The 18485-nt window shown below is 37.7% G+C and carries 14 protein-coding genes; 4 read left to right on the top strand and 10 right to left on the bottom strand.

The window, feature by feature from the left end; genetic code table 11:
* Window positions 1-87 precede the first annotated feature (87 nt).
* The 4 genes from ML462_RS07850 to ML462_RS07835 form a co-directional block, all read right to left on the bottom strand.
* Window positions 88-708, bottom strand: a complete 621-nt coding sequence (locus ML462_RS07850) for a hypothetical protein (RefSeq protein WP_240713257.1) — start codon at window positions 706-708, stop codon at window positions 88-90.
* Between the two features lie 181 nt (window positions 709-889).
* Window positions 890-1528: a DinB family protein gene (locus ML462_RS07845; protein WP_240713256.1), complete on the bottom strand. Its 639-nt coding sequence runs from the start codon at window positions 1526-1528 to the stop codon at window positions 890-892.
* A gap of 51 nt (window positions 1529-1579) precedes the next feature.
* Window positions 1580-1951 carry a nuclear transport factor 2 family protein gene (locus tag ML462_RS07840; protein ID WP_240713255.1) on the bottom strand — a complete coding sequence of 124 codons (372 nt, stop codon included), beginning with the start codon at window positions 1949-1951 and terminating at the stop codon, window positions 1580-1582.
* Between the two features lie 4 nt (window positions 1952-1955).
* Window positions 1956-2336, bottom strand: a complete 381-nt coding sequence (locus ML462_RS07835) for a VOC family protein (protein ID WP_240713254.1) — start codon at window positions 2334-2336, stop codon at window positions 1956-1958.
* A gap of 179 nt (window positions 2337-2515) precedes the next feature.
* On the opposite strand from ML462_RS07835, the gene upp reads away from it, so the two are divergent.
* Window positions 2516-3175 carry a uracil phosphoribosyltransferase gene (gene upp / locus ML462_RS07830; protein ID WP_240713253.1) on the top strand — a complete coding sequence of 220 codons (660 nt, stop codon included), beginning with the start codon at window positions 2516-2518 and terminating at the stop codon, window positions 3173-3175.
* Here upp and tamL read toward each other — a convergent pair.
* Window positions 3172-5511 (bottom strand): translocation and assembly module lipoprotein TamL, encoded by a 2340-nt coding sequence (gene tamL / locus ML462_RS07825; protein WP_240713252.1) that lies wholly within the window; start codon window positions 5509-5511, stop codon window positions 3172-3174. The two genes, upp and tamL, sit on opposite strands and share 4 nt — an antisense overlap.
* On the bottom strand, window positions 5501-10492 hold the full coding sequence (locus ML462_RS07820) for a translocation/assembly module TamB domain-containing protein (RefSeq protein WP_240713251.1): 4992 nt from the start codon (window positions 10490-10492) through the stop codon (window positions 5501-5503). Before ML462_RS07820 ends, tamL begins: the two co-directional genes overlap by 11 nt.
* Before the next feature lie 423 nt (window positions 10493-10915).
* On the opposite strand from ML462_RS07820, the gene ML462_RS07815 reads away from it, so the two are divergent.
* The gene (locus ML462_RS07815) at window positions 10916-11761 is read left to right on the top strand and encodes an OmpA/MotB family protein (RefSeq protein ID WP_240713250.1); all 846 of its coding nucleotides are present in this window, start codon (window positions 10916-10918) and stop codon (window positions 11759-11761) included.
* A 61-nt stretch (window positions 11762-11822) separates the two neighbouring features.
* Here ML462_RS07815 and ML462_RS07810 read toward each other — a convergent pair whose 3' ends face one another.
* The 4 genes from ML462_RS07810 to ML462_RS07795 form a co-directional block, all read right to left on the bottom strand.
* Window positions 11823-13169: a GntP family permease gene (locus ML462_RS07810; RefSeq protein ID WP_240713249.1), complete on the bottom strand. Its 1347-nt coding sequence runs from the start codon at window positions 13167-13169 to the stop codon at window positions 11823-11825.
* Window positions 13169-14158 carry a gluconokinase gene (locus ML462_RS07805; protein ID WP_240713248.1) on the bottom strand — a complete coding sequence of 330 codons (990 nt, stop codon included), beginning with the start codon at window positions 14156-14158 and terminating at the stop codon, window positions 13169-13171. Before ML462_RS07805 ends, ML462_RS07810 begins: the two co-directional genes overlap by 1 nt.
* A 6-nt stretch (window positions 14159-14164) precedes the next feature.
* On the bottom strand, window positions 14165-14578 hold the full coding sequence (locus ML462_RS07800) for a DoxX family protein (protein WP_240713247.1): 414 nt from the start codon (window positions 14576-14578) through the stop codon (window positions 14165-14167).
* Between the two features lie 158 nt (window positions 14579-14736).
* Window positions 14737-15237: a GreA/GreB family elongation factor gene (locus ML462_RS07795; protein WP_240713246.1), complete on the bottom strand. Its 501-nt coding sequence runs from the start codon at window positions 15235-15237 to the stop codon at window positions 14737-14739.
* Between the two features lie 133 nt (window positions 15238-15370).
* Here ML462_RS07795 and ML462_RS07790 point away from each other — a divergent pair, with 133 nt between their 5' ends.
* Both ML462_RS07790 and ML462_RS07785 read left to right on the top strand, forming a co-directional pair.
* The gene (locus tag ML462_RS07790) at window positions 15371-17182 is read left to right on the top strand and encodes an SLC13 family permease (RefSeq protein WP_240713245.1); all 1812 of its coding nucleotides are present in this window, start codon (window positions 15371-15373) and stop codon (window positions 17180-17182) included.
* A gap of 25 nt (window positions 17183-17207) precedes the next feature.
* Complete coding sequence (locus tag ML462_RS07785; protein ID WP_240713244.1) at window positions 17208-18446, top strand: glycosyltransferase; 1239 nt, start codon at window positions 17208-17210, stop codon at window positions 18444-18446.
* Window positions 18447-18485: the final 39 nt, after the last annotated feature.

The following is an 18485-nucleotide window of genomic DNA, read 5'->3' as shown; positions in this document are numbered from 1 at the left end:
GAATGAATAGGTTGATATTAAAAAATGAACCTTTTTTGAGTAAAGGATCATTCTATTATCTATGATTCTTGTGATCTGAAGGTAAAATTAATTTTTTACAACGATCAGTTCAGCAGTTGCTCCGGTTAGAAGGTTCCATTCCTTTTTTGCCAGTTGTTCTCCTTTTTCACTAAGAACTCTTAGTTCTGCAGTATTTGGTCCCGAACTGCCCTGGTTGAGCGCTACGAATTGAATGCTATTGAAACCGTCCTGTAGATTGACCAGAATTGGCTGAAATCCCGCGTGAAGGGTTACACTGGCAGCAACAAGCTGACCGTTCACAAAGATCTTCACCTTATCTCCATCTATATATTGATGATCCCGACAATAAACCTCTACGAACCTTCCTTTAGTTACAACGTTTCCCAGGCTTTGATCACTTCTATATTCTTCTCTTATCTCCTTGTCTTTTTCCCATTTCTTCTTGATAACATCTGCTTCAGTCATTAGACCATTTGGATTTTCCCGAAGATCTATAGGTTTAGGTTTATCCTTCAGATACTTACTATCAGTATTGGTCTCTTCTCTTTTTAGGATAGGAAAACCTGTAGAATTAGATTCTTCTGCCTTGAGTATAGGCCCCGTATTGGTTGTTCGAGGGATCTCTATCTGTGCCTGTGCTGCAAGACCAAAGCAGAAAAAGGAAATGAAAAGTAGTTTGATTTTCATAATAAGAGCTTGAGTTCTTAATATATCAAAAATACAGCCAAAAAATTAAATTCTGGAAATCAATAATTCTTATAAAATAAAGATCAACCTATTTTATGGTTTTCCATCTTCCGTAACCAAAAAAAACAAGAACCGGTTATATACCGGTCCTTTCAGATTTTATAGTTTTATAAAAATTAATTTATCCAGGAAAATTTGGAGCTGATTTAATTTCTTTAATTTGTGCCGTATGTCTTTCGGTATGACCAGCCATAAAAAGAACCGTCTGGTATGCATCTATCTTTCCGAAAGGAAATTCATTTACATAATTTCTCATATCGGCATCAGAATCCTTCAACCAGGATACTATACTTTCCCGCTGAGTATCAAAAGCATTGATAGCTTCTTCAGATCCTGAAAATTTTCCTGTTGGTTGAAACTGGTCCTGTGTTTGTATCGATGAACTTCTATCGGTAATAAGGCTTACTACCTGGTCATCGGTCATTTTTACTTCAGCTTTCTGATCGAGATTCTCACCGGATTTTATTTTTCCTTCAAGCATTCCTTTAAGTGCCCCTTCTACTATAATTATATGCTCTACTATTTCAGCGACTGACCATCCTCCATCCTCAGGCTTAAAGGTCATTTGTTCTTCAGACAACCCCTTAACGCTTTTTTCAAGGCTTTTTCTGGTTTCTTTTAAATATTTGAAAGCATCGGTTTTATTGGTTGCGTTCTCGGTTCTCACTTCATTTTCCACCGTAAATGAGCCACAATTTGGTTTCAATTCATATTCCGAACTGAAAAATGCAAGTACTAAAAAGCTTACTAGAATCTTCATAATTAATGTTTTTAAATATTCGTAATTATAATTTACAACTGCTTAGGATCCCTATTTTTTCTTATGTTTCAGCTGTGCAACATAGGTTCTTAATTCGTTGAATTTATTCTCTTCTGTTTCAGAAAAGATATATACATCACAGAAAGCATATTTTCTCTTTTTACCAGGTTCAACAAAAAACTCTACAATACCTTCCACAACGCTTCTGTTTCCCGACGAAAGAATTTCATTTACAATAATTTTCGTAGGACCGCCATGGCTCATTCTATCCAGGGAATTTTCAAAATCCTTTCTTCCGGCAATCTTCTTTTCTCCTACAATTTCCCAGATAATATCATCGGTAACACTGTTATTGAGAAATACCGTATCACAATTTGCAAATGCATCATTTAGTTGCTTCAATAGTTTTTCCCTGTCCTTCATGATCCTAATTTTTTTGTTCTAACAGTGAAAGTATATTTCCTGCAGGGTCTTTAAACCAGGCTATTGCCGGGGAGTCTGGCCCTCGGTGTATTCCCTTACTATCTGTCCTTATTTTTCCTTCATAACTTTCAAATGCTACACCCTTTTCAGCTAGCTCATCCACCTGCCGTTCAATATCTGAAACGTAAAAGTTAAGTACCGTGAATTCTGCAGGTTTATGGTCTGGCTTCGGATAAATTAATACCGAACAATGTTCCGGGTCTAATTCCAGTATCCCCATATTGTTTTCTTTATATGGAAGGCCCAGCACCTGTCCATAGAATTCTTTGGTTTGGCTCATATCATTGGTAGAATAGGTGGAGAATGCGTCACAATTTTTAAGCATAAGACTGATATTAAGGTGATTGACTCATAAATTTACACTAATATTTTTAAAATTTTGGAATTCCTTTAACGAAGTATTGGCCTGTAAAAGACATATTTATAATGTGAAATGTACTGAGGAGAACCTATTTATTTCTGTAATGAAAAGTGTAAATTTGATTCTTTAAATTTATTGTTCGTATGGAAGTCCAGGAAATATCAGAAACAAATTCTGTCGCAAACCAGTTCATTTCTCAATTAAGAGATACCAGCATTCAAAGTGACAGGATGCGGTTTAGAAGGAATATAGAAAGGCTTGGTGAGATCATGGCTTATGAACTGAGTAAAGAACTTGAATACGAAAAGAAGGAAATCACAACCCCTCTTGGGAAATCCCACGTTTATCTTCCAAAAAATGAACTCGTGATCTGTTCTATACTTCGTGCAGGTTTACCCCTTCACCAGGGAATTTTGAACTATTTTGATGATGCAGAGAATTCATTTATTTCGGCCTATAGACACCATCCAGATAATGACGAGAATTTTGAGATACTTGTAGAGTACCTCGCCTCTCCATCTTTAGAAGGAAAAACCCTTATCCTGGCCGATCCAATGCTCGCGACAGGAAGGTCTTTTAGCAACGTCCTGAAAGCTCTTGAACCCATGGGGACTCCAGAAAAAATTCATCTGGTTTCGGTGATTGGCTCAGACGAAGGTGTGGAATATCTTAAAACTGTTTTTCCCAAAGATTCGAAACTATGGATCTCTACCATAGATCATGAATTAGATAAGAACGGGTATATAGTTCCTGGTCTCGGGGACGCCGGGGATCTATGCTACGGAAATAAACTTCAGCATTAAAAAGGATATCCAATCGCGAAATTAAAGACCGGGTTTCCAAAATCGTTTACCCATCTATCCCCTGCCGGTTGTCTTGGATCGTGTAATGGAAATGCCAGGTCGAACCTAATTACGAAACTCTGGATATCGATCCTTAAACCAACACCGGTACCAATCCCCAACTGCCGCATAAAATCTGAGGTGAATTTTCCAGAGCCATCACCTTCTAAATTGGTAGTTTCAGGCTGTTCTTCAGAGGTCCATATATTACCAGCATCTACGAAGAAAGCTCCATTTAAATAGGTAACGATAGGAAATCTATATTCCATATTGGCTTCAAGACGAATATTCCCGGTTTGATCCCTGTATCCAATATCATTAGGATCGTCTTCTGGGTCATCAGGGTTTCCAGAATCGTCTGTCACCAGGTTTGGTGCTGTAGGATCAAAAGTCCCCGGACCTAATGATCGGGTTCTAAATGCTCTTATACTATAAGGCCCACCCGAAAAATACTGTTTGCTATAAGGCAGTACATCTGAATTCCCATAAGGAAGACCATAACCTGCAAATAAACGGGTTGCGATCACTTGTTGATTACCTAACCTTAAGTGGTAACTAAAATCAAAATCTAGTTTGGCATACTGGGCATATTCCAATCCCAGGATCTCTTTTTTCCCTTCATCTCCTTCCTTTCCGAATAAACTCATAACATTCCCGGCCATATCATAATTGGCATGAAAGTAAAATGCATGTTGCTTTTGCGAATCTATAAGGCCGTTGTAGGTAAAACCGTAAGTAAGCCCGGCGATGAATTCCTGTTCAAAACTGCTTTCCAGAAAAGGGTTTTCATCAAGTATATCCTGGAATTCCTCGGTAACATCGGTTAGGCTAACGTAATTCAGGTTTATAGGATTAAATTCGTGGGTCACATATCGGTTGGCATTCCAGAAATACCCAAATGACGAATTGATGGAAGCCAGGGTAAATAACTGGCTCCTTCTTAAATAATCTGCTCCCAGGCTTATCTTTGTCTTAGGGATATCATATTTGAAAAAGTTGGTATTAAACTTTAAAGGAAATAATAGCCTGGGTATTATCAGGTCGTTGGAGATTCCTAACTGAAGAGAGTTTCTACCGGCATTGTTACCAGAGCCAAGCTGGACTTCATATCCAAGGTTTGCAGATATATTCAGAATCTCTCCCCCTTGAAAAAGATTTCGGTTGGAGAAAGTCAATGCCAGGTTGGGTCCGGCAAAACTATTTGATTTAGTAAGTGCCTGTAGTTCTGCTCTAATTGCTCTTTTCTTTAAGGGTGACAAAAATATGTTGGCTTCAAGCAACCCAATACTATCGGTGGCCAGGCTATCTACTTCATCATACCTTATATTCACAAATTTGTAGACCCCAATTGTTCCAAGTCTTCTGCTGGTATTCCTTGACTTTTCAGGATCATATAGTTCACCGGTTTCGATTAAGATATAAGGATCGAGATATTTAGGCTTAAAGAAAAGTTCGTCCTGAAGGTAATTTTTATTTCCACAACGCTCGAAATTCCTGGTTAGGGAATCCTCATCTATATTGTAGTTTGGGTATACATTTACATTCGATATTTTATATGGGATCACAGATTTAGGAGGTACATCTTTCTTCAGCCTAAGGAAAAGATCAAATTTTTTCTGAGAATATTGATTGGTATCTGCCTCAAAAAGCAGAAACCCGGGATTGAAATTATAATAACCATCTCTTTTCAAGTGCGAATCTATACGTTCTCGCTCGTCTTTTAGTTCTGGGAGGTCAAAGCGCATTCCTTTTTCAAGTAATGTTTCATCCATGTTTTTAGCGACCTCCTGAAAAATTATGAGGGAATCTGAGTCTAGCTGATAGGTTTCCATTCTGTATGGCTCGGGTAGCATAAGCTCGAAAGAGGTAGTGGCCGTTTTCGCTTCCTCATCCTTTTTAGAATCTGATGCAACTCTGCTGTAAAAGAAACCTCTGTTCTCCAACCGGTTGAGCAAAAGATCTTCGGTTCCTGAAAGGTCAATATCAGACAAATAAACCGGCTCCTCTCCTATTTTATTATTCAAGAATTTATTAATAAAACCAGGTTTTTCTCTTTGGGCCTTATAGTAGAAATATAAACCAGGCCTCATCCCTAAAAACTTTGAATTTGGATCTGGTTTTATTACTTTATTGAGTTCTGTTTTTAGCTGAGTTTTATCGGTAATGGTTGAATCTGATTCTATCTGGATCTCTGAACCAGTGTAAAGAAATTCATCTTCTGGAATGAATTTCTCCACACTACAGGCCTGGATAAGGCTTATAAAAGCAAATAGAATATATATAAATCTACTTTTCATCTTTCTTCTTGTCTTTTTCGGCCTCTTCATCCTTTACATTTTCCATTACCGCCTTTTCGAACATATTCTTGAACTTATTAAATTCCTTGGTAAAGATTAGTGCTATTCCGCTAACAACTAACTGCCCGTCAACCACATTCTCATACTGGGTCTTACTAAATCCTTTAATCCTCCACATACCACTTTTATTCAAAAGATAAGATATACTAACATTACCAATTAAAGGGCTGTTAGCCTGCCCTGCTTCATTTCCACCCTGAATATCTACTTCGCTACCAACTTCTACTACCAAGCGGTCCTCAAGAAAAGCTTTTTGGGCATTAATCCCTAGCTGTGTACGATCCTCAGGATTCTCCCCCTGGTAATCTGTAAAACTATCTACCTCAAAATTTAACTGAACCCCACTTTCTCCAAGTATTTTACTCGAAAGCATATTCAACTGATCTGATAAAGCAGAATTCAGATTATCCCTCGCCACTGCCAGGGTTCCTCCACTACTTCCATCACTTCCAGAATCTGGAAAGAACCTGTTAAGTACTAATAATGAGAATACCTGTTTGTTAAGTTCCTGTTCCTGGTTATTTAGCTGTTGTACTCTACCAAAGATTTCTCCCCCAGCAACGCCCTGCTCCTCCTCTGGCATATCCAGCCCAAAAGTTATCTTTGGCGACATAAGTTCCCCGTCTATATTAAGATAAACCAGAAATGGCAATTTTTGCCTGTATGCATCCATATCATTATTATCTGTACTTGAGGTTTGAGAGGCCATGAGTGAAGATGCTGAAGTCTCCACTCTGTAAATCGCGGTAACATCTAGTTGTGCATCAAAAGGATCTCCAGCCCAGGAAACCCTGCTGCCATTAGCGATATCAAATCTACGCTTTACCAGGTTATAAAGGCTCATTTCATAAAATCCATCATTGATCTCATAGACACCAGTTAAGGCTGTACGTCCATTAGGATACATATTAAAAAGCAGGTCTCCTTCCCCCTGAACCTGGAATTTATCACCCGTGTCAGGATTTATTATCACGTTAAATTTTGCATCTTCATTTACAGAAATCCTGGTAAAAATATCATAACCCGAAACCACATAAGATTCTTCTTCGGTCTGAGATAGAATTGCATCCGGATTCTCCTTATTAACAAAGATCACCACTCCATCACGTTCATTTATCTGAAGACTGGCCTTGGGAACCACATAGGTGAAATCTGTACGTTCTTTAATATCCAGGTTCATATCCACCTCGGGTAAATTAAGATCGCCTTTAATCTGAGCATCCACATCTACAACCGCAGTCCCATAGAACAATTCATTGTCTTCTTCCTCAGAATTTAAAAGCCTGAAATCCTGAGCCTGCACATCGAGGTTGAAACCTGGGTTTAAAAGATCTACGGTCGTCACCTCTCCATTCACTATTATAGAATTATTCTCTGCATCGTTAATATTGAAATTTTCAAAATAGACCCCCTGATTATCGAGTCTCAAATTTTCATTAGGTAAAACAAAACCGGCATCCAGTATCGCAATATTAAAACCAGCATTATCAAATTGTAAATTCCCGCTATATTCCGGTTCCAACAAGGTGCCATTCAACCTGAAATTACCAGAAAAACTACCACTTCCATTCTTAATCTCACCCCTCGAAAAACCTTCCAGAGCCGTCATTTCCACTTGGTTCAGAGCCAGTTCAAGATCTAGTTGCGCAGAAGGTTCTGCTGCAGTATACGAACCTGTTAGGTCCAGATCTACCTCGCCTCCTTTTACTGCCATATCGAAATCGTAAGTACTGAAACCTGCAGATTCTCCCTTCAGACTTAATGTATTCAGATCTACGTCCAGTATTTTAAACTGATTAATTTCCATATCTGCCAGTAATCCGGTTTCACCGAAAGGTTCTTCGTATATAAATTTACCCTGCAGTTCGCCTGATGCGAGTTGGTTCTCAGGATTCAGATAGTTTAATAAAGCTTCCAGTTTGAAATTTTTAAAGCTAAGCCCCAAATGCTCCTTTTCGACCCCTGGTTCATCATTGGTAAGCTTTAATTCCTGATTATTGCGGTATATTCGAAAATCCTGAAAATCAATATAGTTTGTAGCATAACTTACAGTATTATTCTCATCGACTTCCCAGGCCTTTTTGTTGAGAATAAGATCCTTTTGATTAATGTGATACTTGAGGGTGTCTCCCTGGAAATTTAATTCAGAGTTTACGTGAACCAGCAAAGTATCTTCATTGGTCGAAGAAAAATCAAGGTTTAGTTTGCGGTCCAGCACTTCACCTTTTATAACTGTTTCTTTAATAGCCAGAGGCCCCGAATTCAATTCATTAAAGGCAAAATTGAAATTCAGATTTTTTGGATCTGAGCGCATTTCAAGCTTTAAACTATCGATCTTACTATTGTAATAATTTACGAATGGAATAGATACCGATGCATCCATTTTTCGTTCCGCTTCCTGAAAATCAACATTTACATCTATAGTGTCCAGTTCCTCCAGATTTACCAGGAAAACTTCATTAAGTATGGGAGACTGACTTATTCTGACATCCAGTTTAAGATTAACTGGATTTACCAAGCTGTCTTCAGTAAAACCTTCGGTGATATACCTTTTAAAATGCCTGTTGATGGCGTTGGAAAAAGCAACCGGACTGGCGTTAGACTGCAAATCCAGGTCTAGGATCCTGTTCTTAATTTTTACCGAAGTAGTGTCTTCCCTGACAAAGGCTGAAGCGTCCAGGCTTCCTAGTAAATATGTTTGATTGTTGTAAACCGCTACCCCATCGATGATCTCTGCCTCTAATTCATAACCTTCAGCATTTCCTTCATACCAACCATTTAATACAAAACCTGTTTTGATCTCTTTCTTGGTTATTCCAAGGGCTTCCAGGTTAGCTCCTTTAATATTCAGGTTAACATCGAATTTTGGTGAGACTGAATCCAGTTGCACCCTGGTTTCCGAAGTCATATTAAGGTTATTGTCTTTATAATCGAGCGTAACTGGTCCCTTACCGTTCTCAAGGTCACCTGTTATCTGAATTTCTCTGAATTCATAGCCGTTATAATCAAAAGAAGAAATTACAGTTTCGAGCTCTGCATCAAGGTCATTCATCGTTTTTCCTTCACCTGAAGCCTTTAGTTTTAAACTGATGTTTCCAAGAGCTTCGTTTTGAAGTAATTTTCCCAGAGCAATACTATCTCCTTTGATCTCCGTATCGAAAGCAATCTGCTCTCCAGACTGGAATTCTCCCTCAATTTCAATATTGCCCGAAGTGGTTTGAAGAAGTGAATTCGTATTTATAGCATTGGCATCGCCGGAAAAACTTCCGGCTAGAACAAATTCTTCCGGTAGACTCATACCCAGGTCTTCTTCGGCTACAAATTTCAAAATATCACTTCGTTTTGAGCTCACCCTGACCTGTGGAAGGTTAAATTTCAAGTTTTCAGGATCCTGACTATTCCGGATGTATCCATTTCCAGAAATCTGGGAATCGCTCCAGGAAAGGGCAAGTGAACTAAGGTTGATATCGTTAACTGTACCGGTAGCATTGAGATTTCCCCGAACCGGTGATGCTGCCAATGCCTTTAAATATTCATTTTCCTCCAGTTCAGGTTGAAAACGAAATATATCTTTAATACTCAGCCTTAGTTGATCTATATTAATGTTCAACCCTGCGGTTCCTGGATTCTGAATAAATTCATTCAAACTCGAGTAAGTCATTTCTACCCTGCCCGAAAGTCTATTATTATTTACTCCGGCCTCAAGATCTGCAACTCTAATTGCCTCTTCATTTATTTGTGCCTTAAAATTGAAATTATTGATCTCAATTCCAGAAGCCTCCTGGAATTTCAACTCATTGATTTCTGAATTTACATTCCCAGGCTCATAAGCTATATTGCTTGCTTTGAAAATAAGACTATCCAATTTGACCGCATTAGGATTGAAAGTCCCTTTTCTAACGGTTTCATCATTTACTTTATAATTAATCGAATTGTTCTCGAGGTCAATTTTGGCGATCTCAATATTAAAATCTGGCCATTCAAAATTCTGAGATTGTTTTTCCTGTACTTGAGAAGTATTTGCTTTTTGGATTAAGGCTAATCCAAATTTAGAATTCTGAACCTCAATAGAATTACTAAAGATCGAATTTTGTTTGAGGTCAAATTTTGTATTATCCAGTTTTAGCTTGTAGACCTGAACATTTGTAGATATTGAATCGGGAACAGATGCATAGCTTCCGGAAACATTAGAAAATTCAAGATTCTGAATTTCAATTACGGGCATGGGAGCTGGTTCTGCATCGCTTTCAGGAAAAGGTTTGGTTTGCTCGTAATCTATTTCAGCATCACTAAGAATTGCATCCTGAGTCCTGAAGATCATATTTTCCAGGTTGGTTTCTTCAAATTCCAATTCTAACAGGCCGAATTTTATTTTTGAATCTATTCCACTAACCTGATCCTTATAAAGTATATCGATTTTTTCAAGATTAATATCTCCAATATTAAATCCCATTGGCGCCGTAGTTGTATCGGCAGGAGTTTGAGTTTGAGTAGTGTCTGAGGCATAGGCCCTGGTAAGAAACCCAAAATTAAAACCGTTGATACTATCTTTTCTGATTATCCTAGCCCGTAGATCATCTGCCTCAAGTTGGTTAAGATCGAAACTGTTTCCTTTGATAAGCGCCCACAATCCAATATTGGCAGAGAGCCTTTTAGCGTATGCCAGAGAATCTCCTTCCGGGGTTTCTATATAAAGTTCATTTATTTCAATATCTCCATCAAAAGTGATGAATAGTTTTTCAAGTTCTATTTCGCCACCGGTTTTCTTTTCGATAGATGAGATAAACTTGTCCTTAATGATTCCCTGCCCCCAGGGACTACGAACAAATAAGATTACGAGAAGGAGAAAAATAAGGATTCCCAGGAATATCTTACCCAGAATTTTTAAGGCCTTAAAAAGTATTTGCTTATTCTTCGCCAATGAAGCTGATTTTGGATTTCTCAAAGTTATTGTTTACCAACTATATCACGAAATCAATAAGATATATTTCTGGTAATCTTGTGTTAAAATAGGCGCTACCAAGGCTTTTGAAGGGATACTTTTCATGTTCCAGCAACAAAAAAGTGTGGATTAATTTTACACAATTCGGTTCAAATTCCACAGTTTTTAGCAAATCAACCTGGCAATCTCTAAAAGAATATTTTCAACTTTTATAAGGATTTTTTTTACAAAAAACCAGGCTAATTCCCTGCTATTAAAGCTTTAAAACCCATTTTTTTAATTAAAAACCTGACCGCAGAGAGCCAATATTGAGCAATATCCTGGTGAGATGGCACTATAATCGCTTTTTAATAGTCGATTAGAAAACTAAATAATCAAACATAAACTTTAAAAATCCGATTTATGAAAAGAGTAATAACTGTAACAGTATTGGCAGCTACCATGCTAACCTCTTGTGTTTCTAAAAAGAAATATGTAGCACTGGAAGGAGAGTTAAATGACACCAGAAGTACATTACAGAAAACTAGAGTTGAAAAAGAAGAGATTGAAGATAAATATGCTGCAATCGAAAAGAGAGTAGCAGAATATAACGCCAAGATCAATTCTCTAAGAACCGAGAATGAAGGTATGATGGAGATGAATGATCTAACGGTGATGTCTAAGAATACTAAGGACAGAATGCGTAGCACAATCGCTAAAATGGATCCTGAAAAAGTTCAGGGAGCAAAAACTCTGGAAGATTCAATTAACCTGGCGGTTTCGTATAATCTAAAACAGAACATTTCAGAAGGTGCAGATGAGGATGATATTGATATTAGCGTAGATGAAACTGTGGTTATGATCAATGTATCTGATAAATTACTTTTTGGAACCGGTAGTTATAGAGTAACTAACGAAGCACAACCACTACTTAAAAAACTTGCAGAGGTGATCAATAGTGAGCCTGCCATGGAGGTAATGATCGAAGGACATACTGATGACCGTACAATGGTTAAGGATTCATATCTTAAGGATAATTGGGATCTTAGTGTTAGAAGAGCAACTTCTATTGTAAGATTACTTCAGGACAAATATGATGTTGAACCATCCAAGCTTATTGCTGCCGGAAGAAGTAGTTACCAACCATTGGTAGAAAATACCAACAAAGAAAATATGGCTAAAAACCGTAGAACCAGAATCGTAATTATCCCTAACCTGGATAAATTCTTCGCGATGCTGGAAGGTGATGCAGCCGTAGTTGAAAATTAAACTATATTTCTTTCTCAAATTTAAAGGAGCGCCAATGCGCTCCTTTTTTATTTCAATGACCTTATAAGATTGAATAGATTACAGAACTTACGAAAAGTCCAAGAACAGAGATGATGCCTGTCATAACCGTCCAGGTTTTAAAAGTCTGCTTTTCGGTTAGCCCAAGATATTTTCCTACTAACCAGAAACCACTGTCATTTACGTGAGAAAAGCCCGATGCACCAGCGGCAATTGCAATTACAACCAGGGATATTTCTGCGGAAGATTGGGTTGTCGATGAAAGTACGGGCGCCGTTATTCCCGCTGCGGTTATCATTGCCACGGTAGCAGATCCTTGAAGCAACCTTACAATCAAAGCAATTAAAAATCCGAAAATCAATGGATTGAAAAAGGTTTGATTGAGAGACTGTGCGATCATTTCACCGGCCCCGGTCCTTATCAATATCTGTTTAAAGGCACCTCCTGCCCCAGTGAGCAAAATAATGATCCCTGCTGCCTCAAAAGATTTCAATGCCGTTTTATTCAGAAATTGCTTTCCCATTCCACGTTTAACTCCAAGAAAATACCAGGCTAGCAAATTGGCAATGATCAGGGCGGTAAAGGGATGTCCTAAAATATTTATCAGGTACAATAAAATTGATGGTATCGACCTATCCTGAAAAAGAGGGCTGTTCAAAATTGTGTTAGTTACAATAAGGACAATAGGAACGAAAATTATAGCACAGATCAAACCAGGACCAGGCAGGTCTTCTTCGCTAATACCTGATGATTTTGTGAAATCCTGTGGTTCGATATAAATCTTCTTTGAAATATATTTTGAGAAAATAGGTCCGCTGATGATAGCTACCGGAATTCCAGTAATTATTCCAAACAAGATCACCCAACCCAGGTCTGCTCCAAGAATGTCGGCAACAGCAATGGGTCCCGGTGTCGGAGGAATGAAGGCGTGGGTGATGGTGAGACCGGCCAGCAAAGGCAAAGCATATAAAAGCAAAGATTTGCCTGTCTTTTTACTCAAAGCATAGGTTATTGGAACGAGGATTATAAAAGCTACGTCAAAAAACACCGGGATGGCAACAATAAAACCAGTGAACATCATAGCCCAGGGTGAACGTTTTTCTCCTGTCTTTTCAAGTAAATACCTGGCTAAATTCTTCGCCCCACCAGATTGTTCCAGAATCCCTCCAAACAATGCCCCCAGTCCAACCACGGTAGCCACAAATCCCAGGGTACTGCCCATCCCTTCCTGCATGGTGGAAAGAATATCTTCAGCAGGTAATCCAGCCAGAATTCCTACCAGAATGCAAACAATAAGTAAAGCCAGAAAAGCCTGGATCTTTAACTTTAGGATCAGGAAAAGAAGAATAGAAATTCCCAATAAGACCGCAATTAAAATTTGTAGATCCATTATTCAGAATTCCATTTAGTATGAAAATATTCACCATGTGGTTTATCTGACCGTTCGTAAGTATGTGCACCGAAATAATCTCTTTGCGTCTGGATAATATTCGCTGAAGTATTTCCTCTTACAAAATTCAGGAAATAATTCAGGGCCGCAGAACTCACCGGCATAGGACATCCTGCATCAAGAGCTCTTGAAGTTATAGATTTTAAAAATCCCTTATTTTCATTCAAAATTTCAGCAATAGCAGGATTCAGTAATAGGTGGTCTGCTTTTTCCTGGTTCAGAATATTCCTGGGCGTATCTAATGCTGAAATAAAACTCTTGAGATCATCAAAAGCTGGTATCTCATATTTATCGGAATGGGTGCTCGAAAAATCTTTGGCAATATTCTGATGCTTTTCTCCTTCTTTTCGATTATATACAGAAACAGGAAAACCATTACGGGCGATATTTAATGCCAGGCTTCGGCCCATAACTCCAAGCCCTATTAATCCTATTCGTGGTTTACTCAACGTATTTAGGATCTTATCTAGTGAAACTTCCGGTTTATCTTCAACCTTTATTTGAATTCCATACCTGGGTGGCTCAAGAATATCGAATTGTGACCTTAATAACGTTGGATCAAAAAAATGAGATTTTCTGGCTTTTAACCTTTCAGAGATAGTCTCAAAGTCTTCGTATAAATAGATCCACACTATCTTATCGCCTATATTTTTAGATAATTCTTCCCGATGTTTTTCTTTTAAAGCAGAACAGGCCAGAACAGCGCCAGAGCTTTCAGACCATTTCTCAATAGATCTAGAAAGCGATGTCAACCAGGATTCTCTATCTTTATCATTTAAAGGAATTCCTGCCTTCAATTTTTCATTATTAGCTTCAGAATGGAAATCATCGGCATCATGGAAAGCTAAGGACAATTTTTCAGCCAGTAATCTACCAAGAGTAGTTTTACCTACCCCGGAAACACCAATTAAAACATAGACCTTATTCAATAGAACTTATTTTTTATTCTGAATTAAAAAATCAAGGGAATACCTCCCGCCTCCACTAAAAACAAGAAATAAGAAACTTATCATATAGATTATGGGCAATTCCTGTTTTCCAAATCCATCTGTAGCATGTATAAAAAAGGCAGCAACGGCCATTGTTATTACTATAGGAATTGCCGAAAACCTCGTTAGAAAACCAAATAGAACAAAAACTGAACAAACGAATTCAGCAAAAACGGCCAAACCAAAAGTCAAAGTTTGACCTAATCCAAAGGGATCTGCAAAGTTAATCTCCTCGGGACCAAAAAATCTTAAAAGTTTTGGGTAGCCATGGGTTAGCATTAATACTGATATAGAAACTCTAAAAATGAGCAAACCAATATCTGTATTCATCAAATTTAGGTTGGTTCTGTAAGAATTCATGTGATTACATTTAATTTCCTTTAAATGTAATCAAATAAAATTCTATAAATCAGAGGTTCAGGAAGACTTCAGTTAAATATCCCGAAATAAAATATGTAGGAAAATGATCCTGAGAAGAATCTTAAATCAATTTCAAGTAAAAAATTAAGCAGAATAGATTAGTATGTTACCTTAAGTATTTTCAACTTTTTAACTTCCTCACCTAATTTAAATTCTGCGATTTCTCCTTCTTTCTTTCCGGTTACCGCCCTGGCGATGGGAGCTACAAATGCGATCTTTTTCAATTTAACGTTGGCCTCATCTACACCAACAATTTGAAATTCCTGTTTCTGATTTGTAGTTATATTCTGAAATTGCAATCTCGCTCCAAAGCGTACTTCATCTTTAGGTAATTCTTCAGGAGTTAATAGTCGGGCAGTATTTAATCTTTCAGTTAACAGATTTATCTTACCATCAATAAGACTTTGCGTTCTTCTTTTTTCAGTTTCATTTTCACCTATTACCTCTGCCCTGCTTTTTTCGAGTTGTTTCAATTCTGTCTTTAGCTCTTGCAAGCCATTTTCGGTTACATAATTTGTAACTCCTTCCGGCAATGCTGCCCTTGGCGGAACCAATACCGGTTCTTCCTGATCTTCTTCTTTCACAAATCCTCTACTCATAATTCAAATAAAAATTTTCTTAAGAATTTAGAAATACTAAGTCTCTGCAACAATTCTATAATCATAAATATTTCAGAAAACATTCGGGGCAACCTAACTTAGATTTAAATTTATATAGAATAAGGCTTTTTATATGACTCTGGAAATCATTATCCTATTCGTGATCATTGTAATGGTGATCCTGTTGTTTGCACTGGAAATATTTCCGGTAGACAAGATCGCGTTTTTCATAATGGTAAGTTTACTGCTGGCAAACCTAATAACTCCTGAAGAGGCTATTTCAGGCTTCTCTAGTCCGGCAACTATTACGGTACTAGCCTTAATGATCATGGCTATTGGCCTGGAAGATAATGGTGTGATTGACTGGCTGGCAAGAGGTTTAAGGAAATTACGAGGGCTTCCTCTTTTTCTAATGGTACCAGTTTTTATGTTTATAGCCGGAAGCATCTCAGCTTTCATAAACACTACTGCTGTTGTTTTGGTATTTGTGAAAATAATTGATGAACTAAGTGCAAAATATGACGTTTCTGATTCGAAATTATTACTCCCTGTATCCTTTGCCGGGATCATTGGCGGGAGTTGTACTTTAATGGGAACATCTACAAACCTTATCGTAAATGCAGAAGCCATGAAAAGAGGCGTAGACAGGTTTGGCTTTTTTGAGTTTAGTTGGTACGGCTTCATTTTCATGGCCATTACCATTATCGTGGTAAGTCTAATGATACGATTTCTTCCCAGGAAAAAGGGAAATAGTCTTGGGACGGATTATGACCTTGACGAATTCATAACTAAAATCATCATTAAAAAAGATTCCGCTCTAATAGGACGTAATTTAGGAGACGTTTTTGGCAGGGATGAAGATAGTATAGAGGTTCTTAGATTAAAAAGAAAAGGAGTGATCAATGATCACCCCGGACCGTTTACGACTCTAAAGGAAAATGACCAGCTTCTTCTAAGATGTAAAATGGAACATCTTCTGGAATTAAAGAATTCAGGTGACTTTATCATCATTAAAAATTCTGAAAACCGAATAGAGTCTCCATTAGATACAGAAGCTGAAAACATCGAAGAAAACATTGAACTTATAGAGATCCTAATGTTACCTAACTCACCACTTATAGGGAAAAGCATTAAATCTGTAGGTTGGTACGATCTACATGGCGCAATACCTCTTGCAATTCGGAAAAGGAGAAGTTTTATAAAGCCTGGAAGACGGATCTTCGATCAAAAGTCTGATGATATCGAATTAAGAGTTGGTGATCGACTTTTGGTAGAGGTGACCGAAAATGACCTGGAACAACTTCGTAAAATGGATAATATTAGTATTCTTCACCAATATCAGGATATAAATGTTTCTACCAAATTCAAAAGAAATTTTTCCCTGGGAATTTTGCTATTGGTAATTGGGCTATCTGCTTTTTCGATCTTCCCTATCTTAAAAAGTGCATTAGTAGGATGTTTTCTAATGATACTCTTTAAATGTATTGATCTTGGTAAGATCTACTCACAGATCAACTGGCAGATCATATTCCTGCTCGCTGGAATGATTCCTTTAGGAGTAGCCATGAGTAATACCGGAGCCGATCAATGGATATCTGAAAACCTTTTAAAACTATTCAGCAATAAGGAAAACTTCCTTATCATTGGCCTGTTATTCTTTGTCACCATGTTTCTTAGTGGATTTATTTCCAATAATGCAACTGCCATCATTATCACCCCAATAGCCATAACCATTGCCGCCGATCTTAACATGGATCCTAAACCCTTTATACTGGCTGTTTTGTTTGCATCGAATTTCAGCTTTTTCACTCCGGTAGGCTACCAGACCAATACTATAATATATGGTATGGGTATTTACAGGTTCAAACACTTCTTCATTATTGGAGGAGCAGTTTCAATTATCCTTTGGATCGTCGCCACTATCCTGCTTTCAGGAAAACTTTAAAGCCGTACTTTTGAAAATAAAATGAATGTCTAGACTTTTAATTATTGGTTACGTCTGGCCCGAACCTGCTTCCTCCGCCGCAGGAGCCAGGATGATGCAATTGATAGAATTTTTTCTTAAACAGGATTATGAAATAACCTTCGCCACCACTGCACGGGAAACCGATAATATGGCCAGGCTTGAAGAAATTGGCGTTAAATTGGCGAGAATCAGGTTGAATGATCCTGAATTTGATGTTTTCCTTGAATCCCTGATGCCTGAAATGGTACTTTTTGATCGTTTTATGATGGAAGAACAGTTTGGCTGGCGCGTAGATGATATCTGTCCAGATGCACTTAAAATACTTGATACTGAAGACCTGCATTTTCTAAGGAACGCCCGCCAGAGAGCATTTAAAGAAAATAAAGATCCGGAATATTTTTACCTGGATTCAGAACTGGCGAAAAGGGAGATAGCAGCTATGTACAGATGTGATCTTAGCCTTATTATCTCTGAGGTTGAACTTCAGTTGTTGATGTCAAAATTTCAAATCCCTGGGTATATTCTTTTCTATTTACCATTCATGTTCAACCCAATTTCGAAAGAAAAAAGATCAGAATTACCAAATTTTGATGAGAGGAAGGATTTTATAAGTATCGGGAATTTTCTTCATGAGCCTAACTGGAATGCAGTTTTAAACCTGAAAAAGAAAATCTGGCCTAAAATTAGAAAGGTATTACCAGGAGTCAATCTACATATTTACGGAGCCTATCCTTCCAAGAAAGTCCTGGATCTAAATAAATCCCTGGATGGTTTTATGGTTCACGGCTGGGTAAAAGATTCGAACAAGGTCATGGCAAGTTCCAGAATCTGCCTTGCTCCAATACTATTTGGTGCGGGATTAAAAGGAAAGTTAGTGGAAGCCATGTATAATGGAACTCCTTCCGTTACCACCACCATCGGTGCTGAAGGTATTAATAATTCAGAAAAATGGAATGGATTCATCATTAACGAAACTGAGAATTTCATAGATTCGGCGGTGAGACTTTACCGGGATAAAGAGTTTTGGAATACATCACAAGAATCGGGATTTGAAATATTTAATGAGAGATTCAATAAAGAGATACATTTCCAAAGATTTGAGAAAAAAATTAATCAAGTCATTGAAAACCTTCAGGCTCAGCGAAATTTAAACTTCACCGGGAAAATGTTGAAACATCATTTGCATAAAAGCACCTACTTTATGTCCAGGTTCATCGAGGAGAAAAACAGGAATAAAAACTAAAAAACCGCCGGTTCTATAAAGTCACGACGGTTTTCACTA

This window comes from Christiangramia lutea (assembly GCF_022489035.1).
Lineage (GTDB): Bacteria > Bacteroidota > Bacteroidia > Flavobacteriales > Flavobacteriaceae > Christiangramia > Christiangramia lutea.
This window is presented reverse-complemented; position numbering and strand designations above follow the sequence as displayed.

What these genes read in the sequence shown, in the direction of transcription:
- ML462_RS07815 (WP_240713250.1), top strand. Translation starts at nt 10,916, where the DNA reads ATGAAAAGAGTAATAACTGTAACAGTATTGGCAGCTACCATGCTAACC.
- ML462_RS07785 (WP_240713244.1), top strand. Translation starts at nt 17,208, where the DNA reads ATGTCTAGACTTTTAATTATTGGTTACGTCTGGCCCGAACCTGCTTCC.
- tamL (WP_240713252.1), bottom strand. Translation starts at nt 5,511, where the DNA reads ATGAAAAGTAGATTTATATATATTCTATTTGCTTTTATAAGCCTTATC.
- ML462_RS07845 (WP_240713256.1), bottom strand. Translation starts at nt 1,528, where the DNA reads ATGAAGATTCTAGTAAGCTTTTTAGTACTTGCATTTTTCAGTTCGGAA.
- ML462_RS07810 (WP_240713249.1), bottom strand. Translation starts at nt 13,169, where the DNA reads ATGGATCTACAAATTTTAATTGCGGTCTTATTGGGAATTTCTATTCTT.
- upp (WP_240713253.1), top strand. Translation starts at nt 2,516, where the DNA reads ATGGAAGTCCAGGAAATATCAGAAACAAATTCTGTCGCAAACCAGTTC.
- ML462_RS07835 (WP_240713254.1), bottom strand. Translation starts at nt 2,336, where the DNA reads ATGCTTAAAAATTGTGACGCATTCTCCACCTATTCTACCAATGATATG.
- ML462_RS07840 (WP_240713255.1), bottom strand. Translation starts at nt 1,951, where the DNA reads ATGAAGGACAGGGAAAAACTATTGAAGCAACTAAATGATGCATTTGCA.
- ML462_RS07795 (WP_240713246.1), bottom strand. Translation starts at nt 15,237, where the DNA reads ATGAGTAGAGGATTTGTGAAAGAAGAAGATCAGGAAGAACCGGTATTG.
- ML462_RS07790 (WP_240713245.1), top strand. Translation starts at nt 15,371, where the DNA reads ATGACTCTGGAAATCATTATCCTATTCGTGATCATTGTAATGGTGATC.
- ML462_RS07800 (WP_240713247.1), bottom strand. Translation starts at nt 14,578, where the DNA reads ATGAATTCTTACAGAACCAACCTAAATTTGATGAATACAGATATTGGT.
- ML462_RS07850 (WP_240713257.1), bottom strand. Translation starts at nt 708, where the DNA reads ATGAAAATCAAACTACTTTTCATTTCCTTTTTCTGCTTTGGTCTTGCA.